At 45.9% G+C, this 26947-nt stretch carries 23 protein-coding genes, 1 tRNA gene and 2 pseudogenes; 7 read left to right on the forward strand and 19 right to left on the reverse strand.

Annotated features, from left to right (window positions below; translation table 11 throughout):
* Positions 1-1395: 1395 nt before the first annotated feature.
* Together BM283_RS08105 and BM283_RS08115 are read left to right on the forward strand one after the other, a co-directional pair.
* Positions 1396-1701, forward strand: coding sequence for a hypothetical protein (locus tag BM283_RS08105; RefSeq protein ID WP_139225222.1), 306 nt, complete (start codon positions 1396-1398; stop codon positions 1699-1701).
* Between the two features lie 917 nt (positions 1702-2618).
* Positions 2619-3035 (forward strand): hypothetical protein, encoded by a 417-nt coding sequence (locus tag BM283_RS08115; protein WP_090691879.1) that lies wholly within the window; start codon positions 2619-2621, stop codon positions 3033-3035.
* 312 nt (positions 3036-3347) lie between these two features.
* On the opposite strand, the gene aroQ is transcribed toward BM283_RS08115, so the two are convergent.
* The 4 genes from aroQ to BM283_RS08135 form a co-directional block, all read right to left on the reverse strand.
* Positions 3348-4730, reverse strand: coding sequence for a gamma subclass chorismate mutase AroQ (aroQ, locus tag BM283_RS08120; protein WP_090691881.1), 1383 nt, complete (start codon positions 4728-4730; stop codon positions 3348-3350).
* 117 nt (positions 4731-4847) lie between these two features.
* The gene (locus tag BM283_RS08125; RefSeq protein WP_090691883.1) at positions 4848-5624 is read right to left on the reverse strand and encodes a phosphorylase family protein; all 777 of its coding nucleotides are present in this window, start codon (positions 5622-5624) and stop codon (positions 4848-4850) included.
* A gap of 524 nt (positions 5625-6148) precedes the next feature.
* On the reverse strand, positions 6149-6229 hold the full coding sequence (locus BM283_RS20535; RefSeq protein WP_368086417.1) for a pyrimidine dimer DNA glycosylase/endonuclease V: 81 nt from the start codon (positions 6227-6229) through the stop codon (positions 6149-6151).
* Positions 6230-6241: 12 nt separating this feature from the next.
* Positions 6242-6763, reverse strand: a complete 522-nt coding sequence (locus BM283_RS08135; RefSeq protein WP_090691978.1) for a lipocalin family protein — start codon at positions 6761-6763, stop codon at positions 6242-6244.
* A gap of 578 nt (positions 6764-7341) precedes the next feature.
* On the opposite strand from BM283_RS08135, the gene BM283_RS08140 reads away from it, so the two are divergent.
* From BM283_RS08140 to BM283_RS08155, 4 genes and pseudogenes are all read left to right on the forward strand, one after another.
* Positions 7342-7608, forward strand: a complete 267-nt coding sequence (locus BM283_RS08140; RefSeq protein ID WP_254776282.1) for a type II toxin-antitoxin system ParD family antitoxin — start codon at positions 7342-7344, stop codon at positions 7606-7608.
* Positions 7609-7902, forward strand: a complete 294-nt coding sequence (locus BM283_RS08145; protein ID WP_090691884.1) for a type II toxin-antitoxin system RelE/ParE family toxin — start codon at positions 7609-7611, stop codon at positions 7900-7902.
* Positions 7903-8124: 222 nt separating this feature from the next.
* Positions 8125-8313 (forward strand): annotated as a pseudogene (locus BM283_RS19395) (STAS/SEC14 domain-containing protein); the annotation flags it as partial.
* 246 nt (positions 8314-8559) lie between these two features.
* Positions 8560-9033, forward strand: a pseudogene (locus BM283_RS08155) (IS5 family transposase); the annotation flags it as partial.
* A 225-nt stretch (positions 9034-9258) separates the two neighbouring features.
* On the opposite strand, the gene BM283_RS19400 reads toward BM283_RS08155, so the two are convergent.
* From BM283_RS19400 to BM283_RS08230, 15 genes are all read right to left on the reverse strand, one after another.
* Complete coding sequence (locus tag BM283_RS19400; RefSeq protein ID WP_090691886.1) at positions 9259-9522, reverse strand: hypothetical protein; 264 nt, start codon at positions 9520-9522, stop codon at positions 9259-9261.
* Between the two features lie 84 nt (positions 9523-9606).
* Complete coding sequence (locus BM283_RS08165) at positions 9607-9984, reverse strand: hypothetical protein (protein ID WP_139225223.1); 378 nt, start codon at positions 9982-9984, stop codon at positions 9607-9609.
* A gap of 603 nt (positions 9985-10587) precedes the next feature.
* Positions 10588-10664: transfer RNA gene (locus tag BM283_RS08170), tRNA-Arg, on the reverse strand.
* 425 nt (positions 10665-11089) lie between these two features.
* On the reverse strand, positions 11090-11716 hold the full coding sequence (gene ycaC / locus BM283_RS08175; protein WP_090691892.1) for an isochorismate family cysteine hydrolase YcaC: 627 nt from the start codon (positions 11714-11716) through the stop codon (positions 11090-11092).
* Positions 11717-11840: 124 nt separating this feature from the next.
* Positions 11841-12707, reverse strand: coding sequence for a pirin family protein (locus tag BM283_RS08180; protein WP_090691893.1), 867 nt, complete (start codon positions 12705-12707; stop codon positions 11841-11843).
* Positions 12708-13050: 343 nt separating this feature from the next.
* Positions 13051-14667, reverse strand: a complete 1617-nt coding sequence (locus BM283_RS08185) for an MFS transporter (protein ID WP_254776283.1) — start codon at positions 14665-14667, stop codon at positions 13051-13053.
* A gap of 14 nt (positions 14668-14681) precedes the next feature.
* Positions 14682-16694, reverse strand: a complete 2013-nt coding sequence (locus BM283_RS08190; RefSeq protein ID WP_090691895.1) for an amidohydrolase — start codon at positions 16692-16694, stop codon at positions 14682-14684.
* 94 nt (positions 16695-16788) lie between these two features.
* The gene (gene zwf / locus BM283_RS08195) at positions 16789-18279 is read right to left on the reverse strand and encodes a glucose-6-phosphate dehydrogenase (RefSeq protein WP_090691896.1); all 1491 of its coding nucleotides are present in this window, start codon (positions 18277-18279) and stop codon (positions 16789-16791) included.
* Positions 18280-18549: 270 nt separating this feature from the next.
* Positions 18550-20367, reverse strand: a complete 1818-nt coding sequence (locus BM283_RS08200; protein WP_090691898.1) for an adenosylcobalamin-dependent ribonucleoside-diphosphate reductase — start codon at positions 20365-20367, stop codon at positions 18550-18552.
* Between the two features lie 524 nt (positions 20368-20891).
* Positions 20892-22241, reverse strand: a complete 1350-nt coding sequence (locus tag BM283_RS08205) for a nicotinate phosphoribosyltransferase (protein WP_254776284.1) — start codon at positions 22239-22241, stop codon at positions 20892-20894.
* Entirely contained in the window at positions 22238-22822 is a 585-nt protein-coding gene (locus tag BM283_RS08210) for an isochorismatase family protein (RefSeq protein ID WP_090691900.1), read from the reverse strand. Before BM283_RS08210 ends, BM283_RS08205 begins: the two co-directional genes overlap by 4 nt.
* Entirely contained in the window at positions 22803-23264 is a 462-nt protein-coding gene (locus tag BM283_RS08215) for a universal stress protein (RefSeq protein ID WP_090691901.1), read from the reverse strand. Before BM283_RS08215 ends, BM283_RS08210 begins: the two co-directional genes overlap by 20 nt.
* A gap of 18 nt (positions 23265-23282) precedes the next feature.
* On the reverse strand, positions 23283-24710 hold the full coding sequence (locus BM283_RS08220; RefSeq protein ID WP_090691903.1) for an RtcB family protein: 1428 nt from the start codon (positions 24708-24710) through the stop codon (positions 23283-23285).
* A gap of 138 nt (positions 24711-24848) precedes the next feature.
* On the reverse strand, positions 24849-25289 hold the full coding sequence (locus tag BM283_RS08225; protein WP_254776285.1) for an archease: 441 nt from the start codon (positions 25287-25289) through the stop codon (positions 24849-24851).
* Positions 25290-25317: 28 nt separating this feature from the next.
* Positions 25318-25542, reverse strand: coding sequence for a hypothetical protein (locus BM283_RS08230; RefSeq protein ID WP_090691906.1), 225 nt, complete (start codon positions 25540-25542; stop codon positions 25318-25320).
* A 194-nt stretch (positions 25543-25736) separates the two neighbouring features.
* Between BM283_RS08230 and BM283_RS08235 the strand changes: the two genes are divergently transcribed.
* Positions 25737-26858 carry a 3-deoxy-7-phosphoheptulonate synthase gene (locus BM283_RS08235; protein ID WP_090691908.1) on the forward strand — a complete coding sequence of 374 codons (1122 nt, stop codon included), beginning with the start codon at positions 25737-25739 and terminating at the stop codon, positions 26856-26858.
* Positions 26859-26947: the final 89 nt, after the last annotated feature.

The following is a 26947-nucleotide window of genomic DNA, read 5'->3' on the forward strand; positions in this document are numbered from 1 at the left end:
TTACACCTTTCGCGAGAAGAAACCCTCACTTAATATCAGGCTCCCTCAAGCTCTTCCAGTCGTGATTTGATGATTCTTATGTCGAACTCACGTTATTTAAGTAAATTTCTAAATAAGTACCAGCTCCACATTACCTCTTTGCTGAATTACCCAGATTAAAGTTAAAGGGTGCTTCTAAAAATTCAGAGTTCTCAACAAGACAAGGCGAGAACAAAAAATGTTGACGCCGCCTATCACTGATAGGTAAGGAAACATTTTTTTGTGAACAATGAAATACTGTGACGAGACGGGGTAAGCAGGCAACCCGCGAAGAGGATGCTCGCAAATATCAATTTTTAGAGGTGCTCTTAATAAGGATTGATTGTTTTTTATAGTATAGCAACGTATCTGAATTACTATTATGTCAGATACCGTTAAATGCCACAGATATCGTAGTACCATAAACCATAACGCTCAATCAAAAGATAAGTCATGATCATTCACCCTTCAGCCTTTGTTGCGCCATTTGTAAATAGTAAAATGCAGGGTAATCAAATCATGCGCGGCAAGGATAACTTATTTAGGTCAATTCATTAGGTCCTTTTGGATGCCGCTCGGCAATATGGTTTAAGCAGAAATCAAACTAAACGCATTCTCAATAATATGAAGCGTCCAGGCAATCACAAGTTTTATCAAGATAAGTTAAGGTATTGCCATAAAATATTTTGTTTCCCCATATACTATGACAGCGTCGATATATCAAACGGACTTATATTGTATACACCAGACGTCAAACCTTAGTCCGAGTGGAATGCGCTAGAACATGGCATGAATACTAATCGCTTAAAAATAAAGCCAGCAATACCAAGCAAAAAGATATGTTTAAGCACCTACTATGAATTTATAAAATGCTTATGGAATAATTTTTCAAAACAACACTAAAGTTCCACCAATTACTACCGTTAAGATAATTGTCGCTTAATAACGACAATTACAACTCTTTGATAAGTAAAATAAGTAAAATAATGAAATTCCCACGGAATACCCCCTTATTCAGTGGGAATTTCTTATTGGTATTAAATTAGAGTACAAATAAGAATAACCAATCCGTTCTTTGAAATTTTCATGTTAATACCACGCCTTGCCGTAATTTTGCACAAGCAATCTAGAAAAACAGTTTTTTATGCCTAATTTACATGCTATGCCATTGAAATGGACGATTTAATCCTCTATGACTCTCACTCAGAATAACGATCGTCTCATTTTCTTAATAATTACGGAAGCTAGGATATGAGCATTTTCAATCTTATGTTTTTATTCTGTTCAGAGTGTTCAGCTTGTATTCATGATCTCCAGGATAAAGTTAACACTAACAGAAGAAATTGTGATCAACAGAAAAAATCAGGGAGGTATAGCATGAGAACAAGAACAAAAATGAACACGCCAGTAGGATTATTATCTGTAATATTATTGAGTACTGCGTTACTAGCGCCCACGATGGTTGAAGCCAGACGAGGCCATCATCATCATCACCATCATACCCAACATCATCACCATAAACATCATCACCATCATCATAAACATCAGCATCATTACAACACACAAAATATTTATTACAGTCAACCTTACTACCGAACCGCACCTGTATATGGCGTAACACCAGGCAGGTATTTTCTGGGTGTAAATACAGGTAATGTTGGCTTTGTGTTGTCGGGCTATTAAGACGAATATTTCTCCAGGCTGGCGTCTACATGAAGAATACATGAATCATTAGCGGTACTTTTCTAGGTTTCAAAGGCTAGCTTCTACTTTAATATGGGAAGTTTTATAAATTAAAAGTTTTTCAAGATATATAAAGATGTAAAAGAGTGTGAAATTTTGCTCATCAACGATTAAGTAAGTAGCATGAATTTTGTAATGATTAACAAAAACAAGCTGGAGCATAATTTTTATGACAATTTTAACAAGCAACATCTCGATGACATTATCAAGCTTATTATTTGCAAAAAAACCTCAATGGGTTGACGATTGGGATGATTGCGATGAGTGGGATGAGTACTGACCAGGCTGTTAAAAATAAATCAAGCATTCTGGCACCAGTAGGCTTGCTTTGCTTTCTGGAGAACCAGAGCTGTTCTCTTAGAAAAATTAACGGATAGGTACAGGACAATGTTTCCTTTAAAGAAATTCTAAAAATTTAATCGGTGCTCCCTACCTTTCTTTCCCTAAATATCCTCAGAAAAGGAATAAAATACTCTTTACTTATTGATACCTAGCAAGAAAAATTGATGACCCATTTAAAGCCCGAAAAATAAAAATCATTATGTTAGAATGTTTTTGTGATATTTTGCGGTTATGATTCCGACATCAGCTTAACATTCAAAGAGATTAGAAATATTCCATAATTCCTGAATACTCAAGGATCGATTGGTTATCTTATATCCATGATAATACATAAGCTAATAATATCAGTCTGCAAATGGTTGGTATATTTATCAGTATTTGCTAATATCAAAATTCAGATATCAATAAATTACTAAGTACCAGTAATATTTGGTGCTTATTTATTTTAAACCAGCAAATATTTACTAACTTGCGTCTAATTTGAGAACGCTATTTTAATGAGAAGAGCATTTACCATGAAAAAATTACTTTTTGCCATTTTAGTTTCTATGATATTTGCAAATAACCTTTATGCAAAAAAAAGCAAGGGGAGCGTATCAAAAGGATCATTTAGTTCCAAGCAAAGTAGTTCTCAACCTGCTACCACCCAACAAAAGAGCGCTACCACATCAAATCCCTCGACATCAACCCAAGCACAAACACCTAATACGCCAGCTCAGAATCCATCATCAGCGACCAGCTCAAGTGCATCAACAGCTGCACCAACACCTAGCGCACCAGCTCAAAATCCATCAATGCTTCAATCAGTCATGCCAGCTTTAGTAGGTGGCGCAGTAGGAAGTTATGTCGGCAGCAAATTAGCCGATGGCGGAGAAAATGAAAAATCAGAAGAAAAAGAAGCAAAGAACGAAGGCGAGCTTTTAAAGCCATAAGCATATCATTCCATCTCTTATTTAAATCCGAAGAAACCACCAAGAGGATAGGTTTTCTTAGTGGTTTCCAATGTGAATTCATAATACCTAGCACTCGACATCTTTTCAACTGTTACCCTTACTCACGCAAATAACTGCTGAAGTAATGGATTTGCTTGCAAAAATGCTGATCAAAAGCAAGCCAAGCGACATCCTCATTCTAAATCAAAAATGACGCGAAGGTGAGCCGCAGACAGTATCTATAATACGGCAAGTGAAGCCGACAAAGTCAGTTTTGATTTAGAAATGGAATCCCGGACAGCATCAATCTCCTCAACGCTTAATAGCCGATGAGTTTTTGGAAGAAAAAGCAGCCTTAAGTCGCTGGCTGACTTTACCGTTTTCCTGTTCTGCGCGCAGCCAGGTATTCACCTTTGCGATCAACTTTGGATCGCGTGCTAGTAAAAGCGCCTTATCATTCTGGGCAAAGACTTCAGCGGTCGCCCGGCACAGCCTGGAATCGCGCTGTGTCTGCAAATCCACCTCCACATCATCGGTTACCATCACATCTGCACGGCCGGTAGCGATTTCTTCAAATATCGTCCGATTATCAGTGTGTAGAATGGGCTGCACATTGTGTAAGCGTTCTCGAATAAAGCGCTCGTTTGTCCCACCGGGATTCACGATCACACGCACACCCGCTTGGTTGATCTCATTTAGTGAATCAAATCGTGCCTCAGTTCCACATCGTACAATCGGCGTCTTGCCACCTCGATAATACGGAACGGAGAACGCCCCGATTGCAGCCCGTTCAGCGGTAATGCTAATCCCGCCAATCGCCAGATCGAAGCGGTTGCCGTGATAATCAGTCATTAACGTAGGCCAGGTCGTTCGAACGAACTGAGGCTCGGCATCGAGGAAGGCCGCAAGCGAGATGACCGCAGCGATATCAGCGCCGGTGAGCATGCCCTTCGACTCCAGTGTGAAAGGCGCATAATCGCCTGTCGTGCCAATGCGCAATATCCTGCTCGCTGCAATTCGCTGCAGTGTCGGAGCTGGCGTCAGTCGCATTCGCACGAGCGCATCGAACAGCGCGCTGATATCCTGTTCTTCCACCCCCCGCCGTGCAATGCTGTACGCTGATCCAGCGTAATAACCATGGAAATCCTGGCGCTCAAACTCGGGCATCGCAAGATAAATAGCCTGCATCAGCTGAACGCCGAGTTTATCCAATTGCGGACGCAGCTCGGCGCTCAGATCACGTGGCGCTGCTGGCACAACTTCCGCAGCGGTCCACTGGTCGATGAATCGCTGTTGCATTTCGCGCGCTAGTCGCATCTGCAACGCAAACAGCTCACGTACTGGTTCGGCAGAAATGCTGAATGTCTGTGCTTGTGCCACCATCGCATCGAGCACAGAGCGTTCCCTAACATCATCAAGAACTGGGCGATGATGCACATACTTCCATGCAGCAACCGCTTGCATCAATTCAAGACGTTTATCGATCAGAGCAAAAATTTGCCGAACCTGATCTTCCTGATCAAGAAAGCTGACTTGGGCAACTGCGGTATTTGTAAACAACACAAGCAAGGCACATAGGATGCAGGAGAGTTTTTGAACTGCAATGCACCAGCTGGCGAGGGCACCTTGATACATGCCTCTGAGTATAGGTGATAGGAATCCCTTTTCCATCCAACGGTATGTATTAAAAGTCATCTATATTGTCTTTAGAGTCAAGCAACCACGTCGCAGCAGGAGATTTAATTTCAGATCAAAAATATCCAACAGCGCTTACTCGTCCAGCACAGGCTATGCCACAAGCCATTTTCAAACTCACCTCGGCAACTTCTGCTGATGTTCAATGACGGCGATTTTCTCGTCGGTACGCGCAAATGCATCGATAACCGCCAAGGTTTTCTCAGTCAGGTTAGTGACCGCCATAGCAAAGTTCTTTTGAAACTCGCTCGGTGCGTCGGGGTGAGTGTCGATCAAATCAGTGATCGACTTGATGGCAAACATCGGCGTGCCGGTGATATAACCTACCCAGGCGACAGCAGTAGCTTCCATTTCCTTCACAATCGCGCCATGAGACACGATCGCAGCCAGATCCTGTTCAGTAAAATCAAGCGAGTTGCCGCTGGAAATATTGCCGAGTGGCAGGCTAAGCTCACGTGCCAAATGGCTAACATCCAGCGACGGATAAGCGCCTTTCCCGAACTTGTCCCAGCCTGGAAGCGGAATACGATGATCATGAAAGTAAAAAGTTGAGTCGCTTAAATAAACCCTTCCAATGGAGGCCCCATGTTTAGCAAAACTACCGGCAGTGCCCGCACTCACTAATACAGTGGGCTGAAATTCTGTCACGGTTGCAAATGCAGCAACCGCTGCCGGCTCCGTGCCGATGCTATCCACTTGATAGCGAGGATCCTTTCCTGGAATGGTAATAGTCAGCTCAAGAGGTTCTGCCAGGTGCTCTCGATAGCTGCCTCGATAAAACTTCAGCGGCAGACGTTCATAAAACGGGCGTGGAACAAAAGGTTTCAATTCCAGGGCATCGATCAAGCCCTGTGCCTCGGATTCCATCGCCATAATAAAGGAAAGCTTAGGCATACACGCAATTAATATTCGAAATTTGATATAAAGAAAGGAGGAAAATGTGTACGACGCGAGGCAGCGAACATCTGAAGGGAGGGTAAAAATTATTAATTATTCTACTCAAAAATATACGCAAAGACTGATGTTTAGTCAAACTCACTGCCAAATGAAAAGGCATCAATTATTTGGTAGATACTATGTATTTTCCAGTCTTCCACATCAACAGTAACGCTATAAAACAAGGGATGAAGTTCAATTTCTGTGGTGTTTTTAAATTTTTCGTATAAATTTTGATCTTTGTTTTTTAATTTTATGCAGTAAATGCTTGAACTTGTATTGGATCTGCCTGTTCGTAACAAGAATATACTCTTTAAAGACCAAGTCAATGATCTTAGTTTTTTGAAATGATAATTTCTTCGATCGGCCTCTTCGGCGTTTTTTTAAATAACAAGCAATTGCCGCAAATGAATTATGCGTAATTTTGAACTGCATCAACTGCGGGTGATTTCTATAGCCTTTGGCTTTCCAAGCAAAACATTTTAAGCCTGCAGACCTTCTCTCCAAAGCGCTAGCAGGCCTTTTGCATCCAGATATTTGGGATGGATTGACCAAAGCCGCATACAAAAACGCCCTTACTCTGCTAAATTTTGCTCAGTAAATATGAGCGCATTGGTATCAAAGCCGAGTTCTTTTGATTTTTTGACAAATCGTTCTTTCACGTCTTCACTGACTGTTGGCGTTCTCGATAGAAGCCACAGATAAGACGTGTTATAGCCTGATACAAAGGCGTATTGATAATTTTCATGATCCAGATCAAATATAATGTAAGACCCATAAAACGGACCAAAGAATGAAACTTTCAGACGCCCCTCATCACGGCTTCCAACAAAATAGGCTTTTCCTTCCGCCACTTTCCACTTGTTTTCTTCAGCCAAAAATCCGCGGTTGATAACGTTGATACCGTCTTCACTGCGTAATACATATTCAGCTGTTACGTTACTCAAACCCCGTTCAAAGGAATGATCCAGCCGGGCAATTTCATACCACTTGCCAAGATATCTGCTTACATTAAAATCCTTAACAGGCACAACACCTTCCGGCATGCCTGTGCAGCTGATTAACGAGAAAAAGAAAAGAACCAATAATATACGCATGCGTTTCACTTTATTAGAATTGATAATCGTAATATCCAACGATTCGAAGTATATGCCTTGTAATACTAAATACTGAATGACCATTGTTGGTCATCACTCAGGAAAAAATGTTTTGAGTCAGTAAAAGGTATCAGTCATTGTATCTTGGAAGATGAACGAATTGACCGACTAACAGTACTGTAATGAACATTAAAATACGCGGCAATTTTAAGCATTATGTAATGTCACGTTTTGTCTATTGCATTCATTGCCTCTCCTCTATCAGTAATGCCGGCAACAATTTCATCCGTTGGTTTCTTGGGTGATTTCTTCGAGCACTTGGTAATATGAATACACCTATGATGAATACACCTATGGCTAGGTATCATAAATGTACTTCATTCACTTCTTGCACTATACAACGACTGACACTGAGGCATTCTGAAATATCCATAAGCATTGTGTTACAAATACTATAGGTTGAAATGCTTAAAAATCCTTTAATAGCTCAAGGCGAATGATCTCGTTCATGGGCAGGATATCCGTGGCGAGTCAGGCGTAAATTGTTCTTGATACCAATAAATTTATAATTGGAATGAATGTTTGAATTGATGGAGTTGATTATGCCCATTCAAAAAAATACCAGCGTCACACTGGGCAAGCATTTTGAGAAGTTGCTGGCGCACCAGATAGAAACCGGACACTATGGGTCGGTGAGCGAAGCGATACGCGCCGGGCTTCGTTTGCTTAAAGAGCGTGAGGCGAAGCTGGAAGTGCTGCGCCGTGCTCTGACCGAAGGCGAACAAAGCGGCTCGTCTGATTATTCCTTGCAAAATGTTCTGGATGAGCTGGAAAGTAAAGATTAGATGGGATCATTCATGCTCACGCAGAAAGCCAGAGACGATCTGCTTGCTATTGGCCGTTACACGCGCAGGCAATGGGGGAAAGCGCAGCAAATTGGCTATCTGACGCAGCTTGACGGCGCATTCCACGATCTAGCGGATAAGCCCGACCTTGGTCTCGCGTGCGATGACATCCGGGAAGGCTATTTCAAATACGGTGTCGGCAAGCATGTGATTTTTCACCGTAGCACCGGAAAAAGCCGGATCGAAATTGTCCGCATTCTGCATGGCCGCAGGGATATCGAACAGCATTTATGATGTTGTTTTTCACTGGCGCGTCTGATTCCAGACCTGCAACCGCCAATTAAACAAGATGGAACTATGCCCAGCGTTCTTCTACCAAGCTGAAAGAATCATATACATTGAACGGTATAACCGAGAGGACTAACAATGGCGATTACATTCAGAGGCATTGAGCTTGAAGAGGAAGGAAAATTCATTCACCTTACCATTACCGGCAAGTGAGAAAAGGAAGACTATGACATTTTCGTACCGGAAATTGACCATAAGATTAAGCTATATGGCAAGGTTAATATGCTTGTGGAGTTGGTCCATTTTCATGGATCGACGGCAGGGGCCGCCTGGGAAGATACAAAGTTTGCTGTACGGCAGTTCAATGATATCGAACGTTTGGCTATTGTTGGCGATAAAGCCTGGGAAAAAGCATAGCCTATTTCTGCAAAGTCTTTATTTTAGCCAAAGTCTGCTACTTTGATTTAAGTGAACGCGATAAAGCGGAAGCCTGGACTAGGTGCGTTGAATAATATTTAGTGCATTAATAATAATTGAGTAAACAGGGTTGCCTGGCACATTATTGACAGTCGCTGAAAGACGACGGGTTCCGGCAGCGCGGCACAAAGGCATCAAATTTTGCAATGCAAAAATGCAAAAAGAGAGTATTGCATTGCAAGACTTGGCACCTTTGTTTTACATCAACATAGTGCGGGAGCAGCGAGTCAAGAATCGCAAGCAATTGGCAAAAGCCGTGCAGGCAATACCACCAGGATCCATTTAGTGGTCGATGGTTATGGCTGGCCAGTTGAGTTTGAAATCACCGGTGGAGAAGTCAATGACTGTTCTGCCGCACCTGATTTGATTGCCAGGTTGCCTGACGCAAAAGCAATAGTTGCGGACAAGAGCTATGACAGCGAATGGCTACGGGAACAGATAGCGAAGAAGGAAACTCGGGCTGTGATACCGGGAAAGCGCAATTCGTTGAAGGGCAATGCAGATATGGATTGGGGTTTATATAGATACCGGCATTTGGTTGAGAATGCTTTTGCCCGGCTAAAGCAGTATCGGGCAATAGCAACACGATACGATAAACTGAAGCGAAATTACGAGAGTATGGTAGCTATAGCATGTGTATATCTATGGTTACCTATGTAAAATGTCAATAGACCCTAGCTGTTTTGAGGCTTTTATTTCTTTTTCTACGATGTCTTTTAATATTTCCCACTCATAATCATTGGGTTCGTAATCTTTCCAAGAAAGCATAAAGTCAAAATGAGCGCCATGCCTGAATAATCGACCTGGTAAAGGATAATCCCCTCTATTACCTAGAAATATGCCATACCTCAAATAAGGATGAACATATTTATGGGTTGCTACTTTTTAACTGTATGTTATCGAATCATGAGTAGTGGCACTCTCAAGCTTTGTTTCAATGACCACTCTAGGCTTCCAAATCTTATTATTGTTCTTTTCATAAATCAGAATGTCAGTTTCATATGCCATTTCGTGGTAACAAGTCTCATTTTCACCATATTCTACAATTTCATTTGCATATATAAGGTTCTTCCCTGCCTCAACGTTAAATCCTGACAGTTCTCTACCGAGCTTCTCGGCCATCAACTTTGCCCATTCTGTTTCTTTCATGATTTTGTAGCTCTAACGCTAAGCGCAGCCGAGGCAGATCACATAGCGGCCTGCCTCGGCTGGATCTACGAATTATATTTTCGTCTAACCTATAATAGGTACTAAAGTGATATTTGCAGCTTCTAGCCTCGCAAGAGTTTCCCCAGACTCAAAGCACCAACCTGGGGGCATTGTTGATTTATAACCCAAAACAAAGTCAATTTGCTTTGCTTGTTCTTTTGTTATTCTTGCGATCTTCCAATGTTTCTGAAGTAATTTAGCAATTTCCGTATTGCTCAGTACGTTTCCTTCAATGAGCCTACATGTTTCGCTTATTAGAACAGCACATGGAACAACATGCTCTGGATGAAAACCAGATTCAATTGTCACCTCGACAGATTGACCTATTCCAACAAAATCAATTTCCCAATGGAGCATGTGCTGAAATATTCTTGAGTTAAAGCCGCCGACACCTGCTTCCATAAGATTTCTAAAATGTTGCACTAAAAGTACGCATGTTCGGTAAATAAGCTCTTCCTTTGAATTGTGCGACATTACTCTTTCTCAAATATAATGCAGAAGTAACCGGCAACTAAAAAGGTGTCAAGTCTTGCAATGCAACACTCCCTTTTTGCATTTGTTGCAATGCGAGATTTAATACCTTTGTATGTACTAGCAAGCATTAGCCATCATTAACGACAAGGCCCGAACACCTCGATGATGGGTTTATCCTGATTCCTTCACGGCCTTTACAGGATCCGCATCCGCGTTTGTACGCGGCTTGCCCCCTGCAGATCAGAGCTTGCAAATACTGTTTTTTCATTCTCGCTCAAGCTTACCTTATATTTGATGATGGGTATGGTTCGGCCACTTTAAGCAAAACTCATCCCACACACTAATAACTGACTCGATCACTTTCCTTTAGGCTGACTGGCTACTTGGCGCCATTAAGATTAACCATAAAATTACAAGGCTGAGCTATTTATCGCTTTCTTGCTGGATAACAGCTAGATGGAAATAATTTTTTGATGAAACCTGATTGTCTTACGGTACTAACAAATAGATTGAATATTTTTTTCTAAAGAATGGCGCGCCCGGCAGGATTCGAACCCACGACCACTTGGTTCGAAGCCAAGTACTCTATCCAACTGAGCTACGGGCGCTATTTGTTTCCTCAATTTTATGTGGGTATTATAGCAAGTATCTTGCCTGGCAAAAATTAAAGTTTTTCTGAGACTGAAAGATTATCGAGCAGCAGCTGTCTAGTATCAATACTTCCATTTCTAAATCAAGACTGACTTTGTCGGCTTCACCTTGCCGTATTATTTACCCTGTCTGCGGTTTGCCTTCGCGCCATGTTTGATGTGAAATGGAATAGCTGGCGACATAGGCTGCATTCCAGATGCTGTACTGCTGTACTGCCATCCCTGCCTTGAACGTGGCGGCTGATTGCACTCATCTTGAGCAATTGGACAATTCATAAACATTCAGCGTGACAAAGAGCATCCTTCAACACTGAATTTCCAGGAAAATAACTTTTGTGGCTAAGCCTGCGCTCAGCCATGATCCGAAAGTGTGCTCAATTCATTCATTGACTCGCTTTAATTGCATTATAAGCCGTGAAAAGATTACGGTAATCGGGAATATGATTGGAAAACAACATTCCAAGACCTTCCACATCATTGCGCCAGTCACGATGCAGTTCACACGCCACCGCAAACCAACTCATCAGTTGTGCGCCCGCTGCGGCCATGCGGCTCCACGCCGCCTCGCGTGTCACTTTATTAAAAGTACCTGAGGCATCCGTCACCACAAATACCTCAAACCCCTCTTTCAAAGCAGAAAGAACAGGAAATGCTACACAGACCTCGGTAACAACGCCTGCGATAATCAACTGTTTTCTGCCGGTTTGCTTGACCGCTTTAACAAAATCTTCATTATCCCATGCATTAATTTGTCCTGGACGTGCGATGTAGGGCGCATCAGGAAAAGTTTGTTTTAATTCCGGCACCAGCGGGCCATTCGGGCTCTCCTCAAAACTGGTGGTTAAAATAGTCGGTAATTTAAAATACTTGGCTAAATCTGCTAAAGCCAGCACATTATTCTTAAACGTATCCGGTTCAAAATCACGTACCAGCGACAGCAAGCCGGCCTGATGATCCACCAAAGTAACGAGCGCATTGTTTTTATCGAGGCGATAATCAGTTTTACTCATTTGATTCCTCCTTATGCTGAATAAAAGAAGACCGTATCAACCCTAAGAATCCGTTAATTTATCCAGTTACCAAAGACAACGGTTACCATAAAACGCTCTGTATTCATCATTAACCGAGAGTAACCTAATGTGATAATTGTCCAAAATGTCCGCTATTAAAATCGGCAATTGCCTGATCGATTTCAGCCTGGCTATTCATGACGAAAGGGCCTTGCCCAACAACCGGTTCATCAATCGGTTCGCCACTCAGCAGAAGCGCCACCACATTCTCCTGGGCGTTGATCGACAGCGTTTCACTACTGCGATCAAGCAATATCATTTGTGCTGCTTTCACTGGTGTTTCTCCATTGACCATTACGGATCCATGCAAAACGATAAGGGTTGCATTCCAGCCTTCAGGTAATGATAACTCGGCTGACTTATTGTGGTGCAAGCGTAAATCCCAAACATTCATGGGGGTAAACGTGCGCGCAGGTCCTGCATGACCTTGGTAGTTGCCGGCAATCACGCGCACGATACCTGCTTCATCAGGCAGCATGACCACTGGGATGTCTGTTTTGGGGAGCGTCTGATAGTGTGGTGCCGTCATTTTCTCCCTGGCAGGCAGATTGACCCAGAGCTGCACTATCTCCAGCCGACCACCCTCACGCGTAAACGATTCGGAGTGAAATTCTTCATGCAAGATACCCGAGCCCGCAGTCATCCATTGCACGTCACCGGGACCAATCGTCCCACCCTGACCGGTTGAGTCGCGATGCGCTACTTCACCATGGTAAACAATAGTAACTGTTTCAAAACCACGGTGTGGGTGTTGCCCTACCCCACGTGGCCGCTCAGCTGGTGCAAAATCGATTGGACCGGCATAATCCAGCAGCAGAAACGGACTCAGCAATTTTCCATGGTTACGATAAGAAAACAGCGATCGCACTGGGAAACCGTCGCCTACCCAATGGAGAGGCGGCGCATCATAAATACCTAAAATCGTTTTCATCATCATCTCCTTACATGATTTATCCGATATTTGGATAAGACCCACCCAGTGTACAGCCAGTATAGTCATCTGAATAGCCTGCATTATCAGCTATAGCCAAATCAGTTAATAATGATTTAAAGAATATTCTCATTGTCTTACCGAACACAAATGGAAGCAGACCAAAGCACTGTGTAAACAACAAAACAAAAAAACCATCGATATATTCTTTAAATTCTAAGCCTTATGAATCATTATTAAATGGTTAGGCTATATCATCGTTTTCTATCGCTTTATATCGTTCAATTTAGAGAAAATAAGCAATCAATGCCTGAGCCCCATCAAATAACTTGGTTTCCTTTCATCAATCATGATGGGTTTTAGGAATTGCTTGTAAATGATTGCCTACAGACGGCGTAACCGCATGCGTCACGCGCGGTGGCGTTACACCACGATGCAAAGCAGCAATTTTGTCTTGCAGGATTTTATCAGCAGCAGAGACACGGGCATGCTGGCGCAGATGCGCCAGCCAGGATTCGACCATGAATATCTCGATAAACCGCCCATGATCCTCGACATCCTCAAAAAATCCCCACTGAATAGCACCATCACGACGGCGAATAACTCCCAGCTCCTGCATCAGCGAATAAAACGCACCGCGATCCGCATCGGCAATACGGTACTCCAACGTCACAAGAACAGGTCCATGGCTATGTGAAATAAACGCGCTCACGGCGGGTTCGCTCCAATGGCCAGACGGAGTATAGTCGTGATGTTCACCCAGATTAAGTTTAAAGCGCGCTGTAACAGGAATCAGCAAAAGTGCCAGCAATCCTGACGCAGCTAACGCCAGCGGCAAGCCAATAACTCCAGCCACTTGCCCCCACCCAAGTGATCCCACCGTCATCGCGCCAAAAAGCACCATCTGAAAAATGGCGAGACCGCGGGCGCGCACCCAATCCGGTAACGCTACCTGTGTGGAAAAATTGAGCGATGCGACCGCGCTAAGCCATGATATACCGCCGATCAATCCGGCAGCGATACCCATGCCGGTGTGTTCACCATAGGCAAACATCAGCGAGCACAGTGCGGCTCCTGCCGTTGCCAGCATCAGAATCTTGTCCGCGCTCATATGTTGTTTCATCACCGGCAGCAGAAGCGCCCCTGCCACAGCACCGACCCCCAGTGCGGCCAGCAAAATACCATAAAGGCTGGGATCGCCTTGTAATATTTCCTTGGCCACTAAGGGCAGCAATGCCCAGTAAGCAGAAGCACAGATGAAAAAGGCAAATGCACGAAACAGGGTATGACGCAACGGCGTGCTGTGCAGCGCAAAGCGCACCCCTGCGCGCATGGCACCCGGCAGGCGCTCTCGCGGCAGCGTATCAGCTTGCGTCGTGGCAGTACGCCACCATACCAATGCAGCCACTACGGCGAGATAAGAAACGGCATTCAGCAGCACTGTCGCTACCGCCCCTGCCACTGCCAGAATAAAACCACCCAATGCAGGGCCGATAGCACGGGCGATATTGATGCTCACCCCGTTCAAAATGATGGCAAATCCCAGTATATTGCGTGGCACGAGACGCGGGATAATTGCCTGCCACGCGGGCGCAGCAAAAGCCGTTCCCACACCGGTCAGGAAAGTGAAGAGCAATAAAACCCAGGCATTAATCCCGTCTTGCGATAGTAGCCCAGCAAACAGAAAAAGCACCGCCGCCAACAGCATCTGTGTCCATAACAACAGCCTGCGGCGGTCAAACAGATCCCCTAGCGCCCCTGCGGGAAGCGCAAACAGGAAGATCGGCAACGCTGTCGCCGCCTGCACCATCGACACCATCAAAGGCGATGGTGATAGTTCTGTCATTACCCAACCGGAAGTGACATTGAACATCCAAGTGCCGATATTCGAGATCAGCGTCGCTATCCACAGCACCGTAAAAACACGATATTTAAATGGAGAAAAAGCCGACCCACTCATTCCACCTGGCATGCTCAATAAGCAAAGCAGCCGCAGCCAAGAGCCCACGGATGATTAAAGCCGGGTCTCTCCTGTTGCCCCTGCTGCCCGCTAAGACCCAGCCAGCAGGATAACTTGCCGTCATGTCCCTGCACGTGATTATGATGGCATGCTACCGCCATGGAGGCACTGGCGACGGGAAGTGCAGAGCCAGTAGCATCAGCCTGCTGATAACCACCAAAATGACGCACTGGCGACCAGTCTGGGCTGATCGGCGGTAAAGGCATGTCATGCGACTTGAATTCCGCATCGGCATAAACAATTTTACCGGCCACCACGGTCATGACAGCCGTGATGTCCTTGATCGCTTCCTCCGGTACCGTCATAAAGTCATGAGACAGCACTGCGAGATCGGCGTATCTGCCAGGCATCAAAGCACCCTTGACTTTTTCCTCATTGGATTTATAGGCACTGCCCAGCGTCCAAAGACGCAGTGCTTCTTCGCGTTCCAATCGGTTGGCATCGCCATAAAGTGGCAGACCACCCACCGTCTTGCCAGCCACCAACCAGTAAAGTGATATCCAGGGGTTATAGCTGGCCACACGCGTCGCATCGGTGCCACCACCGACCGGGATACCCATCGCGAGCATTTTGCGGATGGGTGGGCTGTGTTCTGCGGTATGCTTGCCGTAACGGTCAATAAAATATTCACCCTGAAAAGCCATGCGGTGCTGTACAGCAACCCCGCCATTCAAACGTTGAATACGTTCCAGATTTTTTTCACTAACAGTTTCGGCATGATCGAAGAACCAGCGTACCTCACCAAATGGGGTAGCGCGGTTGATCATTTCGAAAACATCCAGAGCGCGGCCGATGGTTTCGTCATAGGTCGCATGCAGACGAAACGGCCAGCGATTTTCTACCAGGAAACGCACGACCTCGCCCAGTTCTTTTTCCATATTGGCTGCCATCTCGGGGCGCGGTTGCAAGAAATCTTCAAAGTCAGCAGCTGAAAACACCAGCATTTCACCCGCGCCATTATGACGCAGATACTCATCGCCGCTGTAAGGTTTGACCATGCCCACCCATTTCTTGAAGTCAGCCAGTTCGCCGCCCTTATTCTGGGTGAATAAATTATAGGCAATCCGAACCGTCATCTGGCCATCTTCATGCAGTTTCTCAATGACTTTGTAATCTTCCGGGTAGTTCTGATAGCCACCACCCGCATCAATGCAGCTCGTCACCCCCAGGCGGTTCAATTCACGCATGAAATGGCGTGTTGAATTGACTTGGTCGCTCATTGACAGCTTGGGTCCCTTGGCCAGGGTCGCATACAGAATTAGTGCATTCGGCTCGGCGATCAACATACCAGTCGGATTGCCTTTCGCGTCGCGCTCCATCCGACCGCCGGTAAAGTCCGGCGTATCCTTCGTGATCCCTGCTGCTCGTAGCGCCGCCCTGTTGAGTAGCGCACGATCATACAGATGCAGGATAAAAACGGGTGTATCAGGTGCAACCGCATTAATTTCTGCCAGTGTCGGCATACGGCGCTCTTTGAACTGGAATTCGCTCCATCCACCGACTACACGCACCCACTGCGGCGCGGGCGTACGATCAGCCTGGGCTTTCAGCATGGCCAGGGCATCCGCCAGGCTGCGTACTCCATCCCAGCGCAGCTCCATATTGTAATTCAGCCCACCGCGGATCAGGTGCAGGTGGGAATCATTGAGGCCGGGAATAATGCGCTTGCGTCCCAGGTTGATCATTTTCGTATCTGGCTTTGCCAGCGCACGGATTTCCTTATCCGAGCCAATAGCGGTCACAAATCCGTCTGTCAGCGCAATCGCCGCCACCTCGGGATTACGCTCATCCAGCGTGGTAATTTTACCGTTGTAGAAAATCACATCAGGTACATTATTTACCATGGCACGACCCTCCTTTGGAAACAGATTGAGATAGCGTTCGGCTAATAACCCTGTACCCAGCAGCACACTGCGCTGCATGAAAGTCCGGCGTTTCAGGTTCTCGATAACAGAATTTCTTTTCATAAGCTCTTCCTCCTAAAACCAAGAGACAGATGCAGATAAATGATATCAGCGATGGTCTGGACGCCAGGATAACTGAATAAGATTATCCCCGAACTTACAGCTCGTTGCGCCAGGTCTGATCGTCGTTATCAAACAAGCGGTTGGCTTCTGTCGGCCCCCAGCTTCCAGCCGGATAAGTTGGAATAAATTCACGCTCGACCAGCCAATGTTTTAAAATCGGGTCGACAATCCGCCACGCCCATTCCACCTCGTCAAAACGGATAAATAACGAGCGATCACCCTCGATCACGTCGAGTAAGAGTGTTTCATAAGCATCGAGTGCCTGTTCGTCAGTTTTAAGGAAACTCGCGTTCATCTGCATCACGCGAGTGTCCATGTCAAGGCCGGGCTGCTTGACATGAATTTCCAAGCGCATCGATTGTTCGGGCTGGATCGACAGCAACACCCAGTTCGGCGCGATGAATTCCAGCGGCGTCTCGCGGAAAAGCTGTTGTGGTGGATGCTTGAAGCGGATTGCGATCAGTGAAGTCTGCTTCGTCAGTCGTTTGCCGGTACGCAGATAGAACGGCACGCCACGCCAACGCCAGTTATCGATATAAAACTTTGCAGCAACAAAAGTCTCAGTGAGGGAGTTGATCTCGACATTTTCCTCCTGCTGGTAACCTGCCACTGCCTGTCCATCGATGTTGCCAAAGGTATATTGTGCGCGCACGGCGTGCGCATGGACTGCGCGCTTGGCAATCGGTCGGATCGAGCGCAATACCTTGACCTTTTCGTCGCGCAGTGCATCTGCCTCAAGCGCGACCGGGGGCTCCATCGCTACCACAGTCATCAGTTGCATGAGATGATTCTGCAGCATATCGCGCAAAGCACCGGCACGATCGTAGTAGCCGGCGCGCTTTTCGATGCCGATCGACTCCGCTACCGTAATCTGCACATGATCGATGAAATTACGATTCCACAGTGGTTCAATCAGTGTGTTGGCAAAGCGAAACACAAGCAGGTTCTGCACTGTTTCCTTGCCGAGAAAATGGTCGATGCGATAGACCTGCTCCTCATCTAAATACTGATGCAATAGACGATTCAGCACCTCCGCTGATTCGAGATCTTCGCCGAAGGGTTTCTCGATCACCACCCGGTTCATACCACGCGGCTGGTTGAGCCCAACTGCTTCAAGATTCTTGATTACCACCGCGAAATCAGCAGGTCTGATTGCGAGGTAAAACACGGTACGCGAACAAGCGGGTTCCGGCGGCAAATTGGCTGCTAGCGCGCGGTATGATTCCGCATCATTGATATCGCCCCGGTGGTAGCAAAAGCGGGCGAGGAAGCGCTCAAATACCGGGCCTTCCAGCTTGGCTTTGACTTTGTTAGCCAGTACGCTGCTCAGGTATTCACGCCAGCTGTCAAGTGTCCAGTCGCGACGGGAAAAAGCAACGATAGTGAGCCCTTCCTCCAGCCGTGAGGCTAATTCCAGATGAAACAGTGCAGGCAAAAGCTTGTTTGATGCGAGATCACCTGTTGCACCGAAAATCACAAATGAACACGGCAAATTCTCTGATTGACGCACCTTTGAGCTATTCATCTCCCTTCTCCTTGATCGTATGACCGCCGAAGCCATGCCGCATTTTAGCGAGCAGCGTTATAGTGTAGTCGTTCTTATCCCATTTCCAAATCAAACATGACGCGAAGGCGAGCCGCAGACAGTAAGAAGAATACGGCGAGGTGAAACCGACAAAGCTAGTTTTGATTTAGAAATGGAATTACCTTGCGTAGCGAAACGGATCGCAACGCTTACTCATAACTCTATTTTATATCCCAGCACTACAGAAACATCCAGCACTTATTCTCTAGCTTAATCTGCTTCACGCTCTAAATTACAACAATGCGGTGCTGTTTGTTCTTGTTCTATCTTGCTGAGAATAGTGCCCGTCACCGGATTAGGACGAAAAGCCGTGCAGCCTTTCAGACCAAGCTCATAGGCCTGTTGATAAAGATTACGAAATGCTACAAAATCATAATCTGTCGGCACATTGATCGTTTTGGAAATGGCCTGGTCCACATAGGGCTGAATAGCTGCCTGCATTTGCAGGTGATCAGTGGGTGAAAGCTGGTAGGCATTGATAAATGCCGGAGGTAAGGATTTACTTACTTCCCTGCTGCGCCAAAAAGCCACGGCATAATCGACCACCTGATATTCTGAATAGTTCCCATCCAGCCCCAATACGCGTCGCGTGTAGTCACTATCAAAAACAGGCTCCAGACCACTGGAAATATTATTGGCAAGAAGACTGATCGTGCCGGTCGGCGCAATCGCTGTCAGGTGGCTGTTACGTATGCCATATCGCGCAATATCCTGCCGAACAGTTTCGGGTAACGAGCGTACAAAAGTACCGGCAAGATATTTTTCCTGGTCGAAGGAGGGAAACGGCCCTTTCTCCCGAGCGATATCAATCGACGCTTGGTAGGCAGTATGACAAATTGTCTGCATGACTGATTGCGCCATCTGCAGGGACGCTTTGCTGCCATAAGGTATATTCAGCATTATGAGCACATCGGCCAGACCAGTAATCCCTAACCCGACCCGTCGCGAAGAATGCACTTGCATAGCCTGACTGGGTAATGGGAAATTCGAAACATCTATGACATTATCCAGCAAGCGCACTGCAATTCTTATCGCTGCGCTAATCCCTTTCATATCCAGATGCGCTTGCTCTGAAAAGGGCGCACAAATGAATTGCGTGAGATTAACAGAACCAAGATTGCACGCACCACACGGAGGCAACGGCACTTCACCGCAAGGGTTGGTTGCATGAATCCTCTCACAATAATAGAGATTATTAAGTTGGTTGATACGATCAATAAACAATACCCCTGGTTCAGCATAATCAAAGGTAGCACGCATGATCTTTTCCCATAGCTCACGTGCACGAACACGCTTGTATACCTTGCACGGAACAGGTTGTCCGCAACCCGACCAATCTCGCATCACCACTTCACCATTCATTACCTGCTCACCCACTGGAAAAACCAGCAACCAGTTTTCATCCTTATTGACTGCGGTCATAAGCTCATCGCTGACCAATACCGAAATATTGAAGTGCCTTAACTGAGTTCGATCCTGTTTAGCAGCTATGAATTCCTCGATATCAGGATGGTCGCAGCGTAATGCCCCCATCATGGCGCCGCGCCGTGCCCCGGTTGAAAGAATAGTGGCACACATACTGTCCCAGATATGCATGAAAGAAACGGGGCCAGATGCAATGGAGCCAACGCCATACGCCCGCGTGCCCCGCGGGCGTAGTGTGGAAAAATCATAACCGACGCCGCCCCCTTGCTGCATCGTTAACGCACCCTCCTTGAGCGCATCGAAGATTCCTTCCATTGCATCGGGAATGGTACCCATCACAAAACAGTTAAAGAGTGTGACCTTGTGTGCAGTCCCTACACCCGCCTGGATACGACCTCCTGGTAAGAATTTAAAATTGTGTAGAATGTCGTAAAAGCGCGCTTGCCAATGCTCCCGATTATTTTCTCCTGCAGCCAAGGTAGAGGCAATGCGCCGCCAGCTATCGCTAATCGTGGCATCATAAACCACCCCATCTTTACGATAGCGGTATTTAGTTTCCCAAACATGCTGGGCAATCGGTGTGGTGAAATAGAGATCGTTCATGGTTTTGGGTTAACATCTACTTGGTTTATCAGATAGGTAAAGAGATGAACAGCACGATCAAAATCAATGCGTACAGCATAAAATAATTTAATTCGCATTGACACACACTCGCACATACAAAAATGCCACTACCGAACCATAAAACCTTAACTATAATTTGACAACATTACTGAAATTTGGTTGAATCAATATTGCTCTAGGCTATGATAATGTTCACGGGCTCAGGCAAGGTCACAAAAATGGCCAGGATGGTGAAGCAACCGGGCTGCTAAAAAAACTCAATGCAGCAGATCCCGCTTTAAAGTTGAATATTGAGAAAAAAATGCAGAAAAATCCACGCTCGATTTGATCTAAAAGAAATCGACCAACTGCAATAAGAGGCGTGAGTCCGACATAACTATTAGGCTCACTCAGGCTCTTCCCGCCGTGGTGTGACAATGCTTACGTTGAACTCACATTAATGAATAACTGATTTTCATGAAATCGCTGCAGGCACTTAAGCCAGGATAAAATTATTGATTTGGCTACAAATGAGTCACCATTTCTGCATCAAGCTGTTTTGCCAAATTCTGCAAGGCGGTCGAAATCGTGACCGGATAGACGGAAACTGTCTCTAAGGTTGTCATAACTTTTGGTAAATGAGTGTAGCCTGCCAATGTGTGCTGACGTATGTCATATAACGGTATTTTCGGTTGAATGCGCTGTCCTGCCAACATAACCGGCTCAAGCAATGGTTGACCTTCATAAGGATCATTTTCTGCTAGCGCCACAATGTCATGACTCATTTCATCCTCAGCAGTGTAATAACGGTACACCTGCTTTCTTCCCGGCCAGGTTGCCTTACCTTCTGAGCGTTTACGGCGTGGCTTGCCGGCATATTCCTGCAACTTATAAACACAATCAAAGGCAGGCGCATCGATGGAAATAGCCAGTGCGGTGCCAATGCCAAAACCATCTATCGGTGCCTTGGCTGACAGCAAGGTTTGAAGTTTGTATTCGTCCAGGTTACCGCTGGCAAATATGGTCGTGCTTTGCAGACCTCCCTGATCAAGAATCTGGCGTACATTGAAGGCATGAGCCGCTAAATCGCCGCTATCCAGCCGAACACCCTGGATATTGATACGATCTGCAGCAAGTATCGGCGCTAAGATGACTACTTTTCTGGCCGCGGCTTCGGTATCATAGGTATCAATCAGCAACACAACGTTATCCGGGCTGGAGTAAGCAAAGTGCGCAAAAGCTGTCAACTCATCTGCATGCGCCTGAATATAGGAATGCGCCATCGTGCCAAATAAAGGAATGCCGTACAATGCTCCAGCCAGCACAGTTGCTGTGCCGGAAAATCCTGCCAGATAACTTGCGCGCGCTGCCAGTAAAGCAGCTTCGGCGCCATGCGCCCGACGCATACCAAAATCGACCAATAACTTATCCGGTGCGAGCAGCACTGAGCGTGCAGCCTTCGAGGCGATCAATGTTTCGAAATGAAAAAGATTGATAAGGCGCGATTCGATCAATTGTGCTTGGGGCAGCGGCGCAGTGACGCGCAAGACAGGTTCGTTAGGAAAAAACAAGGTCCCTTCAGGCATAGCATGCACATCTCCGCTGAAATGGAACTGTTCAAAATAATCGATGAGCGAGGGGTGGAAGCGTGCAGCAAGCCATTCGAGCTCCTCAGATGAAAATTTTAAATTCTCAAGAAAATTCAGCACCTGTTCTAACCCAGCCGCAACCATGAAATTTCGACCAGGCGACAGCTTACGGATAAACAATTCAAAGACAGCCGTTTCTTGCATGTCTTGCTCAAGATAACTTTGCAACATCGTAAACTGATATAGATCAGAAAGCAGCGGGCTGGAAAGTGGATTCATGCTCATGCAGTAACAGCCTCAAATTGGGTAAGCGTTGCGCCGAGATGCTCCATTTCTTCGCATGCACGTAAGCCATCATCTGGTTGCAGATTGATGGCCCCAATCGCGTCCTCAAGAATAAATGTAGCGTAACGATGTTGTAAGGCATCCTTCACAGTATTGAACACGCAGTATTCAGTCGCAACACCCCCGATAAACAGGCGGCGAATACCTAATTTCTGCAGTAGCGCATGGAGCTGAGTATCGGTAAAAGCTGAGTAAGCCTCTCTCTCTACCGTTGTCGCTTTGGAAATAACCTGAGTATTGATAGGAAATTCTATCTCCGGGTGAAATGCTGCCCCTGCTGTCGTGGCGATGCAGTGCGGCGGCCATCGACCGCCTTGTTGCCGGAAAGAACAGTGATCAGGAGGATGCCAATCGCGAGTGGCAAAAATCAGCAGGCCATCCTCATGAAAAAGCTTGAGATAGCGATTGATCACAGGAATAAGGGTATCAGCCATCGGCACAGCGAGGCTGCCGCCAGGCAGAAAATCATTCTGCATATCAATGATCACGAGCGCATCTCCGCTATTTAGTTTCACTTCCATGTGAATGACCTCGTATCAATAAAACGGGTATAGCTGCCGTACGCACTACGCCTTCAGCCACACTTCCCAATAGCAGGCGGCTGAAGCCAGTTCGACCATGGGTGCCGATCACAATCAAATCGGCTTGCCAGCGTTCAGCCTCTGCCACAATAACATTGGCAATGCGTTGGCCTTTTGCCTCGAGTAATTTTATTCCAGTGGCCAATCCTCCTTGCTGCACTAACGCTTGTGCATCAATCAGTGTTTTTTCACTACTTTCTCTGACAGTTTCTTGCAGTTCGGCGTAATTGATATAATTTTCATCTACCCAATAAAGAATATCTTCAAACACATGCACAAGCTCCAGCTGCGCATGATGCTGCTGTGCTAGTTTAATCGCTTCCTGCAGCGCACAATTTGATGTAGTACTACCGTCAACCGGAACCAGGATTCTTCGATACATGGCATCTCCCGTGTAAAATCATCCTTTTATACATGCCAGAGGTTTAAGAAAGGCAACTCTCCGAGCAAGCCTGGCCTGCTCTGTCGTTTCCGCGACCAAATCAATATCTTTATAGGCACCCGGTGCTTCCTCAGCTACTCCGCGCATTGAGCGGGAACGGATCAAGATACCCTGCTGGGCTAGCTCGCCGATTACCTGTTTTCCATGCCAACGGGCTAACGCCTGATGACGACTCAATGCTCGACCTGCCCCATGACTGGCTGAGGCGAATGCGGGATTATCCCGATTACCCGCAAGGATGTAAGAGCCTGTCCCCATACTCCCACCGACAATCACCGGCTGACCTACTGCACGGTAACGTTCAGGCAAGGAGGCATGCCCTGCACCAAATGCACGGGTAGCCCCTTTGCGGTGCACATGCAGCACTCGAGATTTGCCCTCGACGTCATGTTTTTCTAGCTTGCATGTATTGTGCGAAACATCAAACAGCGTCTCCAGCTCACTATTTGGGAAAACTTCCATAAATGTTTCACGGGTCAGATGAGTCAAAATTTGTCGATTAGCTAAGGCGCAATTGATACCCGCATTCATTGCGCCAATATATTGCTGTCCTTCTGGAGATTTAATCGGGGCACAAGCCAGTTCACGGTCGGGTAAATGAATGCCGCAGCGCGCTGCCGCCTTGGCCATTGAGACAAGATACTCTGTACCAATTTGATGTCCCAGGCCACGCGAACCACAGTGTATCGAAATGATAATTTGCCCTTCCTGCAACCCGAAAGCCTGCGCCGTCACAGTGTCAAAAATACGATCAACTACTTGGACTTCGAGATAATGATTGCCTGAGCCAAGGGTGCCCATTTCACCGCGTTGACGCTTCTTGGCTAATTCGGAAACGTTTGCTGGAACCGCGCCTGCCATACAGCCTAGCTCTTCGATAAACTCCAAATCTGCCTCGCTGCCATAACCTTGCTGGACTGCCCAGCGTGCTCCACCGAGCAGTACTTGATCAAGCTGTTTCGTATCCAGCTTTAGAAAACCCTCCTCACCTACACCAGCCGGAATGACCCTGAATAACCTTTCAGCAAGGGTCGAAAGGTGTGGTTTCACATCCTGCAAATTCAAGTTGCTACGCAAGCAGCGAATGCCACAGGAGATATCAAAGCCAACGCCACCAGCAGAAATAACACCCCCTTGCTCAGCATCAAATGCTGCAACTCCACCAATCGGAAACCCATAACCCCAATGCGCATCTGGCATCGTCATGGCAGCACCGACCAAACCGGGTAGTGATGCGACATGAGTGATTTGCTCGAGCACTTTATCGTCCATGCTCTCCAGTAAAGCCCTCCCACCATATAGCAATACTTCCTTCCGACTCTCGCCTGATTTGAGCGGGAATGTCCATAGATAAGGCTGAATTTGATGTAATTGCTGTAAATCCATCTGATACCCTCTCTTTCTTATTCCATTTCCAAATCAAAAAATAAAGCGAAGGTGAGCCGCAGACAGTATCAATCATAAAGAGTATCAATCATAAAGCAAGGTAAAGCCGACCAAGTCAGTTTTGATTTAGAAATGGAATTATACGTCCACTATACAACGCGCTTCCCATATTGTGCCGATTTGCTTTACTGACAGCATCGTTAAAGTTGCGCCTTTAACCTCGATACCGTGTTCTAAATCCGCATGCCATTTTCCACCTAGCGCTTCAGCCTGCCATAGATTGCCCTGCCGGTGAATGCGAAAACGGCAAAAAACCATGCCTAGCTCACGTGCTTTTCCCAGCAGCAAATTTAACCAGGTTACCAGTGCAAATTCGAGATCTTCTTCTGCAAACTCAAAAGCGACAGAAATATCAGGCTGGACCGCTTCAAGATTGGTTACAATAGCAAATACTGCCTCAGCAGCTGACTCAAATGCTTGTTCGACCGTTGATCCACGTCCAATAATGCCGACATCGGCATCATGTTCAAAATAGTGTGACATCATTTTTGTGTTTTTGAACCAGACGCATTCATTCATCTAAATAATGCAGCCTGAAAAAGATACGTCATAAATTAATAATCGTGTCTAATTCCATTTCTAAATCAAAACTGACTTGGCTGGCTTCACCTTGCCGTATGATTGATACTGCCTGCGGCTCGCCTTTGCTACATTTTTGATTTAGAAATGGAATGTCAAAAAATATTTTAATACGAGCTATATAACCGAATTGTGTGGAAGAATATAGCCAACCTGGTGGATAAAATACAATATTTACAATATTTTGATGCACGTCAAGTCGCATCAATAAATTACTAAAAATAAATGGGAATAAAAAATCCCACAAGATTCGAGAACAGAGCCTTAACATTAGATAATCTAGCTAGACGTATAGTTGCATAAGCAATGACAATCCGTTCCGATTTCAGTTAGAATCGGTATCGAATCACTGTTATTTCATCTTGTAGAACTATATCAGGCATTTTTATGATTCTTATTCTGAAACCAGGCACTCTTCCCGAGAGCCATGAATATAAGCAGTTATTTGCACACTTGGCTAATCTTGCTGGCATCACCGTTCGCGTACATACGGAAGTCGGCATTGAGCAAACGTTAACTGAAGTCTATTTGATCGGTAATACGAAAGCATTATCGGTTGAAGACATGCAGAGCCTGTCGTGTGTTGACCGAGTCGTACGTATCTCAGAGGAATATCGGGTTCTCGGTCGACATCAAAATGATGATCGCCCGACTTATTTTGACTACAACGGTGTACGTTTTGGTCAAGATACATTAAATATCTTTGCTGGGTTATGCGCTGTCGATACGCTAGAGCATGTGGAATTAATGCTAAAAGCATTGCGTGATCATGGTCAGGTTTGTACACGCATGGGCGCCTATAAGCCTCGCACGAGCCCATATTCATTCCAAGGGCATGGTAAAGCCTGCTTGCCCTATGTATTCGATCTTGCTGGTAAGTATGAGATCAAAGTGATTGCGATGGAAGTAACTCACGAGTCCCATGTGGAAGAGATTCGGGAAGCGCTCTACCAAACCGGCACTTCAACGGGTGTGATGCTGCAGATTGGCACGCGTAATACCCAGAATTTTGAGTTATTGAAGATCGTTGGCCGCCAGCAGGATTTCCCCGTACTCATTAAGCGTGGTTTTGGCATTACCCTGGATGAATCTCTTAATGCAGCAGAATATCTGGCCTCTGAAGGCAATCGAAAAGTAATTTTTGGCTTGCGTGGAATGAAAACCAATATGGCGGATCCTCATCGCAATTTTGTAGATTTTGCACATGTGCCTGTGGTCAAGCGTCTGACACGTATGCCGGTTTGTATTGATCCTTCACACTCGATTGGTACTCGATCAAGCTCACCGGATGGCATCCCTGATATCATGCATGCCACTGCCCAGGGAATTATCGCAGGTGCCAATATGGTGCTGGTTGATTTTCATCCTGTACCTAGTAAGGCGCTGGTTGATGGCCCTCAAGCATTATTACTCAAAGAATTACCCCTCTTTCTAGAAGATGTTCGTATCGCGCGCGAGGCTTATGAAAAGCGGGCAGATCTAGCCAAGCGATATCAGGAAGCCAGCTAGGGTGGTTGTGTGCATATCAATAACTCATTTGAACGCTCATAATTAAGCGTGCATGTATTTATGACTGAAACGCGTACGCAATGATTGCC

This window comes from Nitrosomonas sp. Nm34 (genome assembly GCF_900113925.1).
In the GTDB taxonomy this organism is placed as follows: domain Bacteria; phylum Pseudomonadota; class Gammaproteobacteria; order Burkholderiales; family Nitrosomonadaceae; genus Nitrosomonas.

What these genes read in the sequence shown, in the direction of transcription:
- BM283_RS08105 (WP_139225222.1), top strand. Translation starts at nt 1,396, where the DNA reads ATGAGAACAAGAACAAAAATGAACACGCCAGTAGGATTATTATCTGTA.
- BM283_RS08115 (WP_090691879.1), top strand. Translation starts at nt 2,619, where the DNA reads ATGAAAAAATTACTTTTTGCCATTTTAGTTTCTATGATATTTGCAAAT.
- aroQ (WP_090691881.1), bottom strand. Translation starts at nt 4,730, where the DNA reads ATGACTTTTAATACATACCGTTGGATGGAAAAGGGATTCCTATCACCT.
- BM283_RS08125 (WP_090691883.1), bottom strand. Translation starts at nt 5,624, where the DNA reads ATGCCTAAGCTTTCCTTTATTATGGCGATGGAATCCGAGGCACAGGGC.
- BM283_RS20535 (WP_368086417.1), bottom strand. Translation starts at nt 6,229, where the DNA reads ATGCGGCTTTGGTCAATCCATCCCAAATATCTGGATGCAAAAGGCCTG.
- BM283_RS08135 (WP_090691978.1), bottom strand. Translation starts at nt 6,763, where the DNA reads ATGCGTATATTATTGGTTCTTTTCTTTTTCTCGTTAATCAGCTGCACA.
- BM283_RS08140 (WP_254776282.1), top strand. Translation starts at nt 7,342, where the DNA reads ATGTTTGAATTGATGGAGTTGATTATGCCCATTCAAAAAAATACCAGC.
- BM283_RS08145 (WP_090691884.1), top strand. Translation starts at nt 7,609, where the DNA reads ATGGGATCATTCATGCTCACGCAGAAAGCCAGAGACGATCTGCTTGCT.
- BM283_RS19400 (WP_090691886.1), bottom strand. Translation starts at nt 9,522, where the DNA reads ATGAAAGAAACAGAATGGGCAAAGTTGATGGCCGAGAAGCTCGGTAGA.
- BM283_RS08165 (WP_139225223.1), bottom strand. Translation starts at nt 9,984, where the DNA reads ATGGAAGCAGGTGTCGGCGGCTTTAACTCAAGAATATTTCAGCACATG.
- ycaC (WP_090691892.1), bottom strand. Translation starts at nt 11,716, where the DNA reads ATGAGTAAAACTGATTATCGCCTCGATAAAAACAATGCGCTCGTTACT.
- BM283_RS08180 (WP_090691893.1), bottom strand. Translation starts at nt 12,707, where the DNA reads ATGAAAACGATTTTAGGTATTTATGATGCGCCGCCTCTCCATTGGGTA.
- BM283_RS08185 (WP_254776283.1), bottom strand. Translation starts at nt 14,667, where the DNA reads ATGAGTGGGTCGGCTTTTTCTCCATTTAAATATCGTGTTTTTACGGTG.
- BM283_RS08190 (WP_090691895.1), bottom strand. Translation starts at nt 16,694, where the DNA reads ATGAAAAGAAATTCTGTTATCGAGAACCTGAAACGCCGGACTTTCATG.
- zwf (WP_090691896.1), bottom strand. Translation starts at nt 18,279, where the DNA reads ATGAATAGCTCAAAGGTGCGTCAATCAGAGAATTTGCCGTGTTCATTT.
- BM283_RS08200 (WP_090691898.1), bottom strand. Translation starts at nt 20,367, where the DNA reads ATGAACGATCTCTATTTCACCACACCGATTGCCCAGCATGTTTGGGAA.
- BM283_RS08205 (WP_254776284.1), bottom strand. Translation starts at nt 22,241, where the DNA reads ATGAGCATGAATCCACTTTCCAGCCCGCTGCTTTCTGATCTATATCAG.
- BM283_RS08210 (WP_090691900.1), bottom strand. Translation starts at nt 22,822, where the DNA reads ATGGAAGTGAAACTAAATAGCGGAGATGCGCTCGTGATCATTGATATG.
- BM283_RS08215 (WP_090691901.1), bottom strand. Translation starts at nt 23,264, where the DNA reads ATGTATCGAAGAATCCTGGTTCCGGTTGACGGTAGTACTACATCAAAT.
- BM283_RS08220 (WP_090691903.1), bottom strand. Translation starts at nt 24,710, where the DNA reads ATGGATTTACAGCAATTACATCAAATTCAGCCTTATCTATGGACATTC.
- BM283_RS08225 (WP_254776285.1), bottom strand. Translation starts at nt 25,289, where the DNA reads ATGAATGAATGCGTCTGGTTCAAAAACACAAAAATGATGTCACACTAT.
- BM283_RS08235 (WP_090691908.1), top strand. Translation starts at nt 25,737, where the DNA reads ATGATTCTTATTCTGAAACCAGGCACTCTTCCCGAGAGCCATGAATAT.